This window comes from Epilithonimonas zeae (assembly GCF_023278365.1).
Lineage (GTDB): Bacteria > Bacteroidota > Bacteroidia > Flavobacteriales > Weeksellaceae > Epilithonimonas > Epilithonimonas zeae_A.
Map to the genome: position 1 here is coordinate 2,447,893 of NZ_CP075338.1, position 16,151 is coordinate 2,464,043.

Sequence of the window (16,151 nt, forward strand, 5' to 3'; positions counted from 1 at the left end):
ACACAAAATGAAATTTATAAAATACTGTCTCTTAGCAACTTTATTATTCTTTATGGTAGGTTGCAAAAAAACAAGTGTTGATGGGAGCAGCCGCAAAAGCTTCCAGGAAAGTATCAATGATATGGCTTCCAGCTTACCAACATTGAAACAAGTAAAATTCAACGAAGCCTTGTATATCTTGAAAACTTTTGGTGTAGAAGCTGAAGGCGACATTGCAGAAATCACGGCACTTGGAAAACTTCTGGATGGTAAAAAAACGGCTGAGATTTTCGCAATGGCAGACCAAGTGGCTCAGAAAAACGGAATCGCATGGAGCAGTACAGCACCGCCAAGTCTTGGCGAGATGAATATTTTTGGTAATGTTGCAGCTTCTGAAAAAGATCCAAATGATATTGACGCAGCGAGTCTTAGCATCAATGTAAGAAATATTGCCGGTGATAGTTTAACCGGTTCAAAAGGTTTGATCATTATCCCACAATTATTAGATAACAACGGAAAAAAAGTTGACTTCGAAGGTGCAGCCTTGGAAACCATTATGGAAATTTCCAGTGGTGGTAATAAGATTTCTACTTCTAAAAACCTGATGCAAGATCCAGCTTTCAGAGGATTCACTGTTCTTTATGCTAAACTTCCGAAAGAGAAAATCTTTGAAGAAAAAATTGATATTAAGTTGACTGTAAAAACAACCAAGAAGTTATTACAGATGATAAAAATGGGCGTTCCTGTGAATGGTCAAGCACTTTACACGCCTCCGCCGCCAGTTGTAGCAGACTCACTTCAAGTTCCTACATCTACAGTTGACCCGCAAACAGGCGAAACCATTGTAACGCCACCACCAGCTCCAAAACCAGTCGCTTCTGATCCAAAAGCAACGGTTACAAAATTTTTGAACAACCTGTCTTCTCAGAACTTCAAAGCAGCTTATGAGTCTTCTGACAATCCAAATTGGGGATCTTACGACAAATTCTCCAATCCAAATTCAGGTTTTGGTTCGGTTAAGAATATCAGTGTAAAAAATATTGCGGTACCTTACAACAAAGATAATTCTGCAAACGTGAACGTAACTTATGACGTGACCGACAAAAACGGAAAAACCACTTCTCTGAATGTGACTTACGGACTAAAGTCTGTTAACAACAATTGGAAAATCACCACTTATAAAATCAATCCTTAAAAATAAAAAATGGCATCTGCGGAATTAATCAAGAAATTAGAAGAAACAATAGACAACATTCCGGACTTTCCGATTCCGGGAATCCAGTTCAAGGATATCTGTCCTATTTTTCTTCAACCTAAATTATATGAAGAGGTCATCGCAGATTTAGCCAATTTCAGCCGAGGCAAAATTGATGTAGTTTGTGGTATAGAAAGCAGAGGTTATCTTTTCGGGATTGCCATTGCCGTTGCTTTGGATGTTCCATTTGTATTAATTAGAAAAGCCGGCAAATTACCGCCTCCTTTCATCGGAGAAAAATATGATCTGGAATATGGCTCAGCTGAAATCGAAATGAAAACAGGACATTTGAAAGAAGGACAACGCGTTTTGATTCACGATGATCTTTTGGCAACTGGCGGAACAACAGAAGCCGCAGCAAAATTGGTTGCAAAGCAAGGCGCAATTCCTACACAATTCAGTTTTTTAATTGATTTGAAAGATTTGAATGGTGTGGAAAGACTGAAGAAATTTAACTCCGAAGTCTATTCGATACTTCAATATTAAAATATTTTCTCTCATCAGAAAAATAAGTTTTTGCAAATCAAAAGGAAAGCATTAAATTTGCACTTCATTTACTAAAAAATTATGGCAGATCTACATAACAAAAAGAACGAACAAGAAGGAAAAGAAACTGTAGAATTCTTCAGAGACCTAGATAAAGAGGCACTGAACATAGAATCTTTCCTTGAAAAAAATGCAAGAACATTGAGTATCGGTTTCGGTATTTTGATTGTTGCAGTTCTTGGTTGGTTTGGTTACCAGCAGTTCATTTTGGGTCCTAAAAACGAAGAAGCTACAAGAAGCTACCTGGCTGCTCAGAAAAACTTAACCGATGGTAAAGAAGATTTGGCTTTAGGTGGAAAATCTGTTGCAAACCCAGGCTTCATAGGGACTTATGAAGAATATGGAAGTACAAAAGCTGGCAAATTATCTGCTTACAATGCTGGTCTTATAGAATTCAAAAAAGGGAATTATCAGAAAGCTTATGACTTGTTAGACAAATTCAGCTCTGGCAACAAAGTTTTGGTAGCTCTTAAATATGGTGCGATGGCAGACTGTCTATCCAACCTTAACAAAGCTGATGATGCTTTGGCTATGGCAGACAAAGCTTCTTCTGCATCAGATGACGCTTACACATCTTACTATTTCACAAAAAAAGCAGGAATGCTAGCTTTGGCACTTAAGAAAAATGCCGATGCTAAAAAATATTTCTCTGCGATTGAGGAGAAATACCAGGATTATGACAATGGTCAATCTGACGCTTTTATAGAAATGACAAAATATTATTAAACAATGGCAACAACTAATCTTTCAGATTATAAGCCACTCAATATAACCAATGCCGATGAATATTCTATCGGCATTGTTGTTTCTGAGTGGAACGATTTCGTAACCTACAATCTTCGTAACGGTGCTATCGAAACCTTAAAAGCAGAAGGCATCAAAGAAGAAAACATTCATATTTATTACGTTCCCGGCGCATTCGAATTGAGCTTTGCAACGATGAAACTTTGTCGTTCCAACAAGTTTGCAGCAGTCATTGCCATTGGCAATGTGATTCGTGGTGAGACGCCTCATTTCGAGTTTGTTTGTTCAGGTGTTACGCAAGGCATCAAAGACTGCAACATATTGACAGATACGCCAGCTATTTTCTGTGTTCTGACAGATGATACCAAAGAACAATCTATCGCAAGAAGCGGCGGAAATCTTGGCAACAAAGGTGTAGAAGCTGCAGTCACAGCATTAAAAATGATAGATTTCAATACGAAGTTTTCTCTCTAAGTATTAAATTTTAGGAGCTTAATCCCGCTATCCGCTATATCTTTTTTGTTTTTCAGAACATTTTACCATCAAAAGAAACGATGACTATAAAAACAAAAAAGGATGCCGCTACTATCGGGGCTATTGACAAACAACGGCATAATTTTTAGCTCTAGCTACAAAAGAATTTCTTAATTTTAAAAACACAAAATATTAATTATGAAATGGACAAACGACAGAAGTGACAATGTAGACGACAGACGCGGCTCCGGAGGTGGTGGCGGAATGTTGGTTGGTGGTGGCTTAGGAACCATCATTATTGCAGCCATCGTATTCTTCCTCGGAGGCGACCCCTCTGCAATTTTACAAAATGGCACAACTTCTTCCCCACAACAAACCGAACAAAGACAACTTTCCAAAGAAGAACTTAGCATTGGTCAAATGGTAAGTATGCTGACTAAAGAAAATGAGCAGACCTGGAACAAGGTTTTCCAAGAAAACGGAATACAGTTCAGACCAGCTAAAGTGGTTCTTTTTGAAAACGGAACAGAATCTGGTTGTGGCGCAGCCCGGTCAGAGATGGGACCTTTCTATTGTCCTGCAGACCAAACCATTTATATGGATATGAGCTTCTTCAATGAACTGCAGCAGAAGTTTGGGGCTCAGATTGGACAATTTACAGTGGCTTATGTTCTGGGGCACGAATATGGCCATCATATCCAAAACTTACTGGGAACACTGGATAAAGTCCATCAATTAAGCCAAAGAGGAAGCGAGACCCAAGCCAATCAAATCTCTGTGGCCAACGAATTACAAGCCGACTTCTATGCTGGATTATGGGCAAAGCAAACCGATAGCAGAGAAAAATTTTTAGAACCAGGCGATATTCAGGAGGCAATGAGTGCAGCCGCGGCTGTTGGTGATGATAATATCCAAAAGAGAGGTCAAGGTTATGTGAACCAAGAAAGCTTTACCCACGGTTCTTCTGCGCAAAGAGAAGAATGGTTTATGAAAGGCTACAATACCGGAGATATCAGACAAGGTGATACTTTCAGCACTCTACTTAGATAGTATTACAATTATTTAAAAAAAAATAAAGCCTTGGATATCCGAGGCTTTTATATTTAAACTATCAACATATTATTGTAATTATTATCTAATTCTGTTTTCAGCTGTTCTATAAAACTGGAAGGCGTGAGCCCTGTTTCTTTTTTGAAAACTACTACGAAAACCTGTGGCGAGGTATAACCACACTCATCTGCCAAATAGCTAATCTTGTATTCTCTGTATTTAGGTTCGTCATATAGCTTTTGGATAATATAATTCATCCTTAACTTATTAATATAACCAGTAAATGTTTGATTTCTATGCGTATGGATAATCTTGGATAAGTATTTTGGATTGGTTCCTTTTTGACTCGCTAAAGCAGTAAGCGTAAGCTCCTTTTTCAAAAATCTTTCCGAAGCTTCAAAAGCAGCCAGCTTTTTCAAAAGTTTTTTCTCCGTATCTTCGGATATATTGATTCGATCTTTTATATTATTATTTCTATCTGTATAATTACTCCTTAATGTAACATCCGTATTTTTTTTAACATAGGATGGAGTTGGCTTATCCTTCAATGCTTCAAGTGCTAAATGGTAATTATCTTTAATCTTTTTATCTCTTTCACGAAAAAACAGCCACATCAATACAAATACCAAAACGGTAAGTGATGAGAACAAACCTATTATTTTGATTAAGCTTTTGTTGTGCTCATCTTTCAGTATTTTCGTGTATTTTTTAATCTGGTCTTTTGTAGAAATCTTTTTCTTTGGATCGGAAGACTCTAAAGTTTTTGAATACAAAGATGGATTAATTGAATTTCCAACCCAATTATATCTACCGAGAATTTGTGTTCCGCTAAAATGAATTGACTGAGATTTTACAGAGCCAAACACTGCAAAAACACACAACAGGATTAACATTTTACCCAAGTCCATACTATTATTGTGTTTTTTGTTTTTAGAGAAATTAATAACATCAAACAAGCAACATTCCTCCATCAACAGTAATTATACTTAAATTTTTGATAATATTAATTCATTATTATTAGCATTTCTAAAATTACAAAAAAAATATAATAATGTCTGTTAATTTCTAAAAACATTTTTTCGGGTATAAAAAACATTTAAAAATCATCTTAAAACACTAACAATCAATATTGTTTATTTGTAAATAAAAATGTTAAAATCCCGAATCTTTTCCCGAAATCAAACAACATTAATTCTGTCATTCTTCTACAAAAGAGTTGCATTGTTTGTTTCCTGTGACTAATATTGGGGTATACTATTAATCTGATAACATGGAACAAGTGATAAATAAAAATGGTATGCAAAACCAATTTTTTTCTCAAAAAAAAAGATTGTTTTATTTTGCAATGTTCCTTTTGAACTTCGGAAGTATAAATGCTGCCTCTATTTTCAATAATACCGGATTTTTGGAAAAAGAGCTTAAGCAAAATGAAACAAAATTTGACAAAAATGATGTCAAAGTAAAGATTAACAAAGACACTTTATTGATTTTTACTAAAGACATGGTCATCGTAAGCCAGATTGATCCAGAAAAATCAAAATTACTTCAATCTGATAAGCATTTGAATAATCAAATCAAAGGATTTGCGGACAGTATAGATCCAAAATCCAGATACAAGGTGGTTTATGCGGACATCAAAGACAATCTGAACGTTATCAATGAACTTGGAAACAACATTTCTATTGCAGAAATCATTCACGATCATCAAGATCATTCCGCCGTTTATATTAACAAGAGTATATTATTCATCATTATTCTTCTACCATTTCTATTATTAGGCTATTACTATAAAAAGGGCAAAAACACATCAGAACAGAATTATGAAGACATTATGGAGAATCTCAAGACTTCTGCTCCTGAGATTTCTCCAGACCTTGAGACCGAGACATTGTACACTCCAGAATGTACAGAGCACAAGACAAAAACAATGTCCATTAATGACGACACGGTTAAACACATTCTTGCAAGACTGGCAAAATTTGAAAAATCGCAAAAGTACCTGCGACAGGATATGAGCTTATCTGGACTGGCAACCTATCTTGACACCAACAACAAATATCTTTCAGAAATCTTAAAGCAATACAAAGGAAAAAAATTCAGTGACTATATTAATGGATTGAGAATTGTTTACATCACAGAAGTACTTTATAAAAATCCTATCTATCGGGAATACAAAATCAGTTATCTTGCGGAAAGCTGTGGCTTTGGCTCAAGAGAAGTATTTGCGGTTGTTTTCAAAAAAGAAACAGGCATATCGCCGTCTTATTTTATTAATAACTTAAAAAAGGATATAAGAGAGGAGCAACCACCTACCAATCTGATTGCATTAAATCAACTATAATAAAATAAATGGCCTTAATGAGGTCATTTTATTTTTTTTTGTAAAGTATATAAAAAAAATATTAACTTGCACCACTGAAAGTTACAATTGTAATTTTAAAAATAAACACAACAAAAAACAAACACAAATGATAAACAATTTCAGATCTAAGGCTATTCTGCAGTTAGAATTTCATGAAAACAATACAGCACTTATTATTACAGGTTAATAAATCTGTATTTCTTTGTGCGCTTTTGTTTTTGACAGACTCCCTCAATGAATCAATTGAGAATATTAGCAATTAATAAAACACAACAAAAAAACACGCAAATGATTAATCACTATTTTTTCTTCGAAAATTTATTCAAGCGCTTTATCTAAGACCGCTTAATTGTCTATATCTCTACTTCTACCTAAGTGAGATAAATCTTACGATTATTTTTTGGGATGTTATATCCCTTATTGCAAAACCTAAAATTATTTTACATTAAGTATAATAATTTCAGTTGGTAATATCTAAACAATAAATGATGACAAACAATAACACTATGATGATAAAACATTTAAAAAGTACAAATAAAGGGTTGGAAAATCTCTTTTTTTTGGCGCTTGACTTATTCCGATGGTTTCATCGAAAAGATCGTGACATCCCGAAATTGAAATTGCTATTATTCTCGGCACTAGTCTTTGCGGGCATGCCCCTTTTTAAGACACAATGTAATACCGTGTGTAACAGCAATTATGGACTCAACTCCAATAATGATGCAGCTAGTATTGAGTACGATAATATAATTTCTGGCAATAATAATACAATCATTAAGGAATCTGATGGTACATTCAAAGTATTTGGTTATGGTATGGCCAGCAATGGTAGTGGTAATGTCCTCAGCCCTTTAGTCATTAACAGTACCAACTTTCCGGGTCTGCAAGGTACAGTCTTAAAAGCTGCTATTGGAGATAGCCAGGCCGTTGTACTAACTACACAGGGCTTATATGCTTGGGGACATACAGGCTCTTCCATGCTATCTAGTACTGTAAAATCAACTGCCGCTATGGGACCAGTGACCATTGCAGGAAGTAATACCTATGGTCTGCCACAAGGGGTGGAGCCAGGAAACGTTAAAAGTTTATTTGGTACTTCCAATACATTGGCATTGCTAACTTGTAGCGGGGAAGCATGGGTATTAACACAAACCGCCAGTGTAGCAGGTGTTGGTTTGTCGACCGCAAATCATATCTGGAACCGCGTAACTACTTCAGAGTCTGGCAATCCTACTTTGAACAACGTGGTAGCCCTAAGAGGTGGACCAAACAATCTTATTGCCTTGCTTGCTGATGGTACACTATGGACTTGGGGAAGCTACACTTATTTGGGTGATGGTACAGCTTATGCGACCAGAAATAGAGCAACCAAAATGACTTTGCCTAACCCTGCAGGTATTATCAAAATGATAGGAATGGCAAGTTTTATTGGTAGTTATTATGTATTATATACAGATGGTAATCTGTATGCTATGGGAGATAATGCAAACAGACAACTTGGGGATTGGACAACTACTACCCGAACAACCTGGATACAGCCTAAGTACACTTCCGCATCGGGTGCTGCGATGAGTAATATTCGTTGGATTTCCCCAACAGAACATTATGATTCTTATCAGGCAATCAATGTTCTTACAACAACCGGTCAGGTATATAATTGGGGAACGAATTATCAGAGTAAACTTCGAACAGGAGGTGGAAGCTCATCGACTGTAGGTATTGATCCTGGCAGTCCTACTACAGACCGGATACTTGCAGTAGAGTCAGGAGGGATGCAAACTATTGTTATCAAAGCCTGTACACAGAATTTTGGCTTTGCAGGAAATCAATATTATGGCAATGCAGGAGATGGTTCTAACACTGTGAATGCAACAAGAGTACCTTATTATTATACCACTGCCCCTGTTAATGTATGTGGAGCTAATGCCATTACAACAGCTGGAACACCTGTGTTTAATACAGGTTTACCAACCAATAGATGTCAAGGTGCTGGAACGGTAACCTACACAGCTACGTCTTCCGGAGGAAGTGTTTCTTATAGCCTTACACCTGCTGCTGCAGGAACGATCGATAGTGCCACGGGTGCTGTTACGTATAATGCGTCATGGTCAGGGACTGCTGTTATAACAGCAACTGATAATGGCGGTTGCGGTACACCAGGAACAGCAACGTTTACAGTAACTGTAGCTCCTGCGCCTGCTACCCCGGTATTTAATAGCGCTTTATCAACTCAAAGATGTACAGGAGCAGACACGGTAACTTATACCGCTACATCTTCCAACGCAGACAGTATAACATACACTATTACAAATACCGGTACAGGAACGCAGCCAACCATCAACCCTGCAACGGGTGAGGTAACCTATGCCGCCAACTGGAGTGGAACGTCAACAGTTACTGCCACCGCAAGCGGATGTAGCACAACAACATCTTCTACTTTCACAGTAAGCACAGCAGCAATCCAGGCAGTAGCAGATGCTGCTACGGGACCGTCTGCTACACCATTAGCAATCAATGTTTTAACCAATGACCTTTGCAGCCCTGATCCTACTACATTAACCATTGCAACACAACCTGCAAACGGTAGTGTACAGATTGGTGCAGGAGGCATAGTGACCTATTTACCCAATGGTGATTTTTCAGGAACGGATACATTTGTCTATAGGGTATGTACTGGTCCTTCAGGCGCATGCAGCCAGGCTACGGTAACAGTTACTATTGAGGCCAACCTGACTGACGTATGTAGTACCGCCGGCTTACCTAAAACGTTTTATCTGCCTTTCCCGGAAAATGCGGAACTGAAAAAAGCACTAATGAGTGCGGGAAGTGATGCAGTAAGTAATAATACTGCCAACGCCAGAAGGATTATTGGTATTAGAGCCAATTACTCTAATACGCTTATCTATTATGACCATTGGGAAGATGGTTATGAGCCTACAGCAGGAACGCGTACACAAACTACTACGGAAATCTGGGGAGACGGGAACACCTCCAACGGTGTTGCTCCCGGATATCCGACAGATATTTTTCCGGAAGGGGCTATCATTACATTAGATAATAACAATCCTTACAGAACAGGAGATGGCAGAACCCCTACCGAAACCACAATACAATATGATGGTAGAGATAAAATATATTCTACCAAGCTACTGACCCTCACCAAAGTTACAGGTAGTGATGCAACTTTCTCAGTACAAAATACCAAAGGTAATGTGATCGATACCAACAAATTCGGGCGATTGTTCGTAGTTCCTTTTGGAGAGAATATTAGCTCTCTACTGAATCCTAATATTGCGACTACAGTTTTCGACTATACTTCTCTATTTGTAAGAGCGTCGGAGAACGGTACTATAGTACAGCTGGATTATAATGGAGATGGCGTGGTAGATGTTACATCGCCAACACTTGCAGAAGGAATGGTATGGTTCTATGAAGGAACTGCTGGCCCACCCCCAGGTAATAAAACCAGAGATACAAACAAGTCAAATGATATAAAATCCGGTGCTGTGATCACCAGTAACAAACCGGTGGGTGTAGATCTTGTTTTTGGAGGGATAGATAACTATGGAACCAGAAATATTCCATTGCTGCCAGGTAACTTTTATGGAAGCACCTACTACTCTCCTGTTTACACAACCTTGGCTACTGCTCCTGTATACGCAGTATTCACAAACAGTTTGAATGAAGATATAACAGTGAATTGGAAAAATGGACTTGGAGGCAATGGCAGCATCATAATTCCAGCCAAGGGTTATACATCTTTGGAGATGAATCAAGCCACTGCTTATAAGTTTGAGAGCGCTAACGGGAAAAGCTATACAGCTGTCACAATCGTAGATGCTGATGCTAATGGTTTAGCTTATGACTGGGCATTTAATATGATTCCTGGAGAACAACTGACGAACTTTACAACGACAGCTTGGGCACCAGGCATGGCTTCTGCCGGAGCTGCTAATCCGGTATGGATCACTCCTACCAAGAGTACCACAGTATATGTTAAATATACTGGCAGTGTCATAAGTACAGCGCCAGGATCGACAAGTCCTTGCGGTTTGAAGTATGATGTGGCCTACACGCTCTCGGAGCTACAAGCACAAAAGGTTTTTACCAGCACAGGAAACGGAGGTATGTCCTTCTTTACTTGTGACGGGACACCAATCTCCGCTGTTTATGGCCAGGATTCATCTGTTGCTGCAGTAAGTGGAGCTACTACATTGGATGCAGGATTTACATTGGATCCTCAATGTGTAGATTTTGTAATATTTGCAAACGATGACCAGTCTCAAACCTATCCTAACATCCCAGTAACTATAGATATCCTGAACAATGATGTAGGAAGAGTATCTCCAACTACTGTTACTATAGTGTCTCAACCAACAAATGGAACAGTAGTAGTCAACCCGGACGGAACGGTAACTTATACACCCAACCCTGGGTTCTCTGGTACCGATACTTTTAACTACCAGGTTTGTAATTCTGACAGATCATTATGCAGCACCGCTGTTGTAACTGTAAACGTAGGCTGCCTTGATGCTGAGATGAAGCATATCCTGACAGGTAAAATATTTGACGATACCAACAAGAATGGTGCTAATGACAATGGAGAAGGCGGAATTGCCCATACTGTTAATCTGTATCTTGATGCTAATGGTAACGGTGTATTAGACAGTTCTGAGAACACTCCCGTAGAATCTGTAACTACCACTAATACCGGCGCATACGTTTTTGATCGTGCTACTCCTGTACCAACTACCCAGGCTTCCCATGATTTTGCTACAGCCAGCTACAGTGCAGGAACAGGATGGTCTACCAACTGGATAGAAGAAGGTGAAGCAACAGCTGCAACTACTGGGAACATTCAGATAGTGTCAGGTGAGCTTCGTATTACAGGTAATACTGCCGTAGCAGTCAGAAGATCTGTTAGTGCACCAACTACTAATGCCTTGTTGTCATTTGATTACAGAACTGCCAACCTGGATGGTCTTCCATATAAAACACTTTTAGTAGAGGTAGCTCCTAGCGCAACAGGGTCTTGGACAACTCTTGGATACTTATATAGTACTACAGGATATACAAACGGAAAAAAGGTTTATAATATCCCGGCTTCGGTTGTGACTGCAGGTACGACCATTCGTTTCAGAACAACAGGAGCTGGCAATCACTTCTTTTATATCGATAATGTAGCAATACAGTCTATACCAACCGTTAATTATATTGTGCAGCTTGCAGAACCTCTGCCTACTAACAGTTACCAGACTTTGCCTGTATCTCCACAGAAAGGTTATGCAGTAGCATTTAGCGGTTATAAAACCAGCTGTTCAAATAACTTTGGGCTTGCGATTTGTTCTGCAGCAGGCACAATGCCAGCTGTTAACTCTTCTGTAATGGCAAACTGTTCTTCTGGGACTGTTAACCTTAATACACAAGCACATACAGGTACAGTACCTTCAGGCAGTACATTATTATGGTTTACAGATGCTGCACATACTACAGCTGTAGCAGATCCTACATCGGTAGGACCAGGTACATATTACGCTTTCTATTATAGCTCGGGTGGCAATTGCTATTCTGCGCCATCTCAACCTGTGAATGTAACGATCAACACAACAACCATAATTGCACAGCCAGATAGCACGCCGCAAAACATTTGTGTCAATGGTACGGCTACACAATTAAGCGTTACAGCTAATAATGCAATAAGTTATCAATGGTATTACAGTGACGCCGCAACTGGCGGATCTGTAACAACAGTTACCGGTGCTACATCATTCACTTACACACCGCCTACTGTTGCAGCTTTTGCTACAAGATATTATTTCGTAATCGTAACGGGAACTTGTGGTTCTGTAACCTCATCGCCGCGTACGCCGGTTACAGTTAATGCCTATCCTACTTCTGTATCGATAAGCCCGACAACGCAGACTGTAACCCTTAATAGTACTCCTACTAATCTTACAGCTACAGCAACAGGTGCTACTACTTACCAATGGTATAGCAATACAAACAATAGTAATACCGGAGGGACTCTGATAATTGGAGCTACATCCTCTACTTACACACCACCAACTAATGCTTTAGGCACTTTATACTACTATGTTGTGGCAAGCAGCGGTTCAGGATGTGGTACAACATCAGCAACTGTTCAAGTTAATGTAACAGCAGCTTGTACAGTAGGTAGCATAGCTCCTGCAGTAAGTTCGCCTCTGTTCACATCTTGTCCAAGTGGAGTAGCCAATCTAAACAATGCGCATACAGGAACTATACCTGCCAACGCAAGCCTGGTATGGTTCAGAGATACAGCCCATACAGATCCAGTATCCAATCCTACCGCTGTAGGTGCCGGAGTCTATTATGCGTTCTATTACAGTAGTGCGGGGAATTGCTATTCTCCAGCTTCTAGCCAGGTTAATGTAATTGCCGCTGTATGTTCTACGTGTACAGCGCCAGCAGATCCTCAACAGAGGGATCTTAATCAATGGCTTCAAGTTAATCCAGCACCATCAGGTTCTGTGATCCAATGGCATACTTCTGCAACCCCATCTTCAACAAGTTTGTTGAGCAGTACTAACATATCTGTAAGCTCTACCCCTACAGAGTATTGGGTGTACTATTATAACACCTCTACCAACTGCTACAGCCCTGGAAGCAAATTAATCACGGTGACTAATATTTGTTGTAATATCCCTACGGTTAATCTTAATACAACACAATATGCTGCACCACCAGATGGTTCTACATTGGTATGGTACAGCACAAGAAACCATTTGAATGGAACTCTTGTCAATAATTCTGCAGCGGTAGGTGAAGGCGTTTATTGGCCTTACTTCTTTAATGCTTCTACCAATACATACACTATGGCGGGTGCACCTGTATTAGTTGCGATTGACGATCTGTGTGCTTGTTACAAGCCGGGAGCAACAACCGGAGGCACTGTGCTAGACACCAAAGTAGGTATCTCAGCTTTGGGAAGAGCTGGCGCAACAGATGCTGATAACTGGCCAATGACCCGTAAAGGCGGACACATTGCATTGGAATCTAAAACCAAAGCTTTTGTACCAAACCGTGTAGCATTCTCGGATGCGGATAATGATCCTTTTACACCGGACGTTCCAGTGGGTATAGCTCCAGCTAACTTTGTAGAAGGGATGATGGTGTATGACACCACCAACAAATGTATGAAACTATATACTACTATGGATAATGGTTTGAGCTACGCATGGTATTGTATCTCTACCCCAACTTGTCCGGATTAATAGAGATTCTAATTATAGAAATAACCGTTTATTTTATTATTAAAACACAACACAATGAAATTTTTTAATACATATATTTTATTCTTCGTATTTCTGTTAGTAGGATCGTCTATGACATCAGCACAGAACTGTACTGTGAATGCCGGTGGGACTACTAAAATATGTGGAACCAGCTATACGCTGCAAGGCAGTGCGAATAATTCTACGTCTGGTAATCCAACCTGGACAATTGTATCTAAACCCGCAGGTGCTCCTGACCCGGTCATCAGTAATATCAATTCTTATACACCGAATGTAACGGGGATGACGTTCCCAGGAGATTATGTGTTCCAGATTGCACAAAACTGTACCACGGGCAGTGTAACATCGCAGGTAACAATTACAGCTCCTGGTGATGTCTCTACTTTTACGGCAGGCCCGGATATTACCAATGTTAATGCAACAGTGGGTACGGTAAATCTAAATGGTGTGGTACCCGCAGGTTATACAGCACAATGGAGCGCATACAATATATGGCGATACGAAAGATCAAGTGGAATAAAAACATCTCAAAACTCAACCTTTGGATCCCCTAATTCTGCTTCTACCACATTCAGTCTGATTAAAAAGGCTGATCACGATATTGATCCTGCCTATGTTGTTACTTTAAGAATTACATCCATTTATAACCCCAACTGTTTCTATGAGGATACAGCCATAGTCCGCTTTATCCCAAATCCACAAATCGTATTACCTCTAATTACAAGTAATTGTGTTACTCCAACAGGCAATACCTTTATTGCTTTAAGTAGTACTTCTCCAATTTTTGGTACGACAACTACAGGTTCCGCTGGTAACCCTACTTACGGAACCAATATATCAATGAACGTTACCAGCCAGCCTTCCGGAGCTAATATGACATATTGGAGAATTTTTGATGGATTATTTTATTTCACAGGAGCCAATACACCTGGAACTTATAAATTTACAATTACTGTTACAAATGCTGCAGGAACTTATACTACGCCAGAAATTACTTATATTAATTCAGGTACGCCACCTAATGTAGTCTCGTTCCTGGTACCTTCTGACCCGGAACAGATGATGGTCTACTTTAACGCCAACAGTGGTGGAGAAGTACATTGTGGTATTGCAGGCAGCACCACACCTATTACTTTCCGTTATACACTGGACCCATCTGATCCTGTTACCAATACTTCTAATGTATCTGTCTCTGGTGTAACTCCTCCGGGTGGCGCACCAACTTATGTAACAGGCGGGGCGGGTACGGCCAACCGAAGTGTGACTGTAACGCCGCCAGCAGGCGGGTGGCGTGTAGGAACTTATAAATTTACAATTTATACATATAATGGAACATGTAATGGACCTAGTCAATCTTATTACATTCATATTTCCGATGGAGCAAGATCTAATGTTAGTGTAAATAATACTGTGGTTTGTTATCCTGGTTCAGGCGTTGTAACAGCAACCGTTCAATTGCCTGCAGTATATAAAGGCGTGGTTAACAGCAGCTACTTTCAGGATTTTGTAGGAAGATATGATTTCACAACCCTTTCTACGCCAAACGGAGCTGCTACTCCAACATTTGAGGCTGCCAATCTAAGATCTTTCACTTCCACTTCTACAGTAATTGGTAACCTGACAACTGCTGGTGTCTATACCTTCAAAATTAAATTAGCTCCAAATACTAGCGGTGTAGGCGAATTTTTAGATCAAGAGTATGCCTGTTCCGGAGCTTCCTTGGAAAGTACTTTTACTGTTACAGTAGCACCGCAGATTAATTCTAATGCGGGAAGTGATCAGGATGTGATTTGTAATGCCACCATATCATTAGCAGGAAATAATCCTGGTGCGGGAACAGGAACATGGTCAGTTGTATCCTCACCTGCAGGAACATCACCGGTATTCTCCAATGCTTCATCACCTAATACATCGGTATCAGCTTTGAGCGAAGCAGGAACATACACCTTCCGATGGACTATTACTACTGGCGACTGTGTAAGTACAGATGATGTTACCGTTACCATCCAGGCTTGTCTTAGCATTTCCGGCACTGTTTTTAATGATGCGAATAGCAATACTGTAATCGACAGTGGTGAAGCGGGTACTTCTGCAGGAGGAAGCTATATTTATTTGGTGGACAGCAGCGGTATCATCGCTAACAGCACACCTGTTAATTCTAATGGAACTTACAACATCAATGTAGGTGCAAATAACAATTACACCTTGCAGTTGTCTCCTAATATTTATCCGGTAGGAACTAATACTGCGACAACCCCAATTAATCACAACATTCCGGGATGGGTAACGACTGGTGAAAACAAAAACAATAATACAGGAAGTGGAGACGGAACCCCTGACGGGACACTATCTGCTACAGTAACTAATTCAAGCTTTACCAATTATAATTTTGGTATCAAAGCGTGTGCGGCAGGTACTACTCCGCCTATTTTTGATGCAATAACTGGTTAATTACATTCATATTAAA

At 39.5% G+C, this 16,151-nt stretch carries 9 protein-coding genes; 8 read left to right on the forward strand and 1 reads right to left on the reverse strand.

Features of this window, described 5'->3' with window-relative positions; all coding sequences use genetic code 11:
* Nucleotides 1–7 precede the first annotated feature (7 nt).
* The 5 genes from KI430_RS10980 to KI430_RS11000 all read left to right on the forward strand — a co-directional run bounded on the left by KI430_RS10980 (nucleotide 8) and on the right by KI430_RS11000 (nucleotide 4,048).
* A complete protein-coding gene (locus KI430_RS10980; RefSeq protein ID WP_248874739.1) occupies nucleotides 8–1,174 on the forward strand; it encodes an NTF2-like N-terminal transpeptidase domain-containing protein in 1,167 nt (388 codons plus the stop codon).
* A gap of 9 nt (nucleotides 1,175–1,183) precedes the next feature.
* Nucleotides 1,184–1,720, forward strand: a complete 537-nt coding sequence (locus KI430_RS10985) for an adenine phosphoribosyltransferase (RefSeq protein ID WP_248874742.1) — start codon at nucleotides 1,184–1,186, stop codon at nucleotides 1,718–1,720.
* An 81-nt stretch (nucleotides 1,721–1,801) separates the two neighbouring features.
* Nucleotides 1,802–2,506 (forward strand): tetratricopeptide repeat protein, encoded by a 705-nt coding sequence (locus KI430_RS10990; RefSeq protein ID WP_248874744.1) that lies wholly within the window; start codon nucleotides 1,802–1,804, stop codon nucleotides 2,504–2,506.
* 3 nt (nucleotides 2,507–2,509) lie between these two features.
* Complete coding sequence (gene ribH, locus KI430_RS10995) at nucleotides 2,510–2,998, forward strand: 6,7-dimethyl-8-ribityllumazine synthase (protein ID WP_248874746.1); 489 nt, start codon at nucleotides 2,510–2,512, stop codon at nucleotides 2,996–2,998.
* Between the two features lie 198 nt (nucleotides 2,999–3,196).
* A complete protein-coding gene (locus KI430_RS11000; RefSeq protein ID WP_248874748.1) occupies nucleotides 3,197–4,048 on the forward strand; it encodes a neutral zinc metallopeptidase in 852 nt (283 codons plus the stop codon).
* 53 nt (nucleotides 4,049–4,101) lie between these two features.
* Here the strand turns inward: KI430_RS11000 and KI430_RS11005 are convergent, their stop codons facing one another.
* Entirely contained in the window at nucleotides 4,102–4,956 is an 855-nt protein-coding gene (locus KI430_RS11005; protein WP_248874750.1) for a helix-turn-helix domain-containing protein, read from the reverse strand.
* 389 nt (nucleotides 4,957–5,345) lie between these two features.
* Between KI430_RS11005 and KI430_RS11010 the strand changes: the two genes are divergently transcribed.
* The 3 genes from KI430_RS11010 (at nucleotide 5,346) to KI430_RS11020 (ending at nucleotide 16,135) form a co-directional block, all read left to right on the forward strand.
* Nucleotides 5,346–6,389 carry a helix-turn-helix domain-containing protein gene (locus KI430_RS11010; protein ID WP_248874752.1) on the forward strand — a complete coding sequence of 348 codons (1,044 nt, stop codon included), beginning with the start codon at nucleotides 5,346–5,348 and terminating at the stop codon, nucleotides 6,387–6,389.
* A 704-nt stretch (nucleotides 6,390–7,093) separates the two neighbouring features.
* Nucleotides 7,094–13,663, forward strand: a complete 6,570-nt coding sequence (locus KI430_RS11015; protein ID WP_248874754.1) for an Ig-like domain-containing protein — start codon at nucleotides 7,094–7,096, stop codon at nucleotides 13,661–13,663.
* A gap of 54 nt (nucleotides 13,664–13,717) precedes the next feature.
* A complete protein-coding gene (locus tag KI430_RS11020) occupies nucleotides 13,718–16,135 on the forward strand; it encodes a PKD domain-containing protein (protein ID WP_248874756.1) in 2,418 nt (805 codons plus the stop codon).
* Nucleotides 16,136–16,151: the final 16 nt, after the last annotated feature.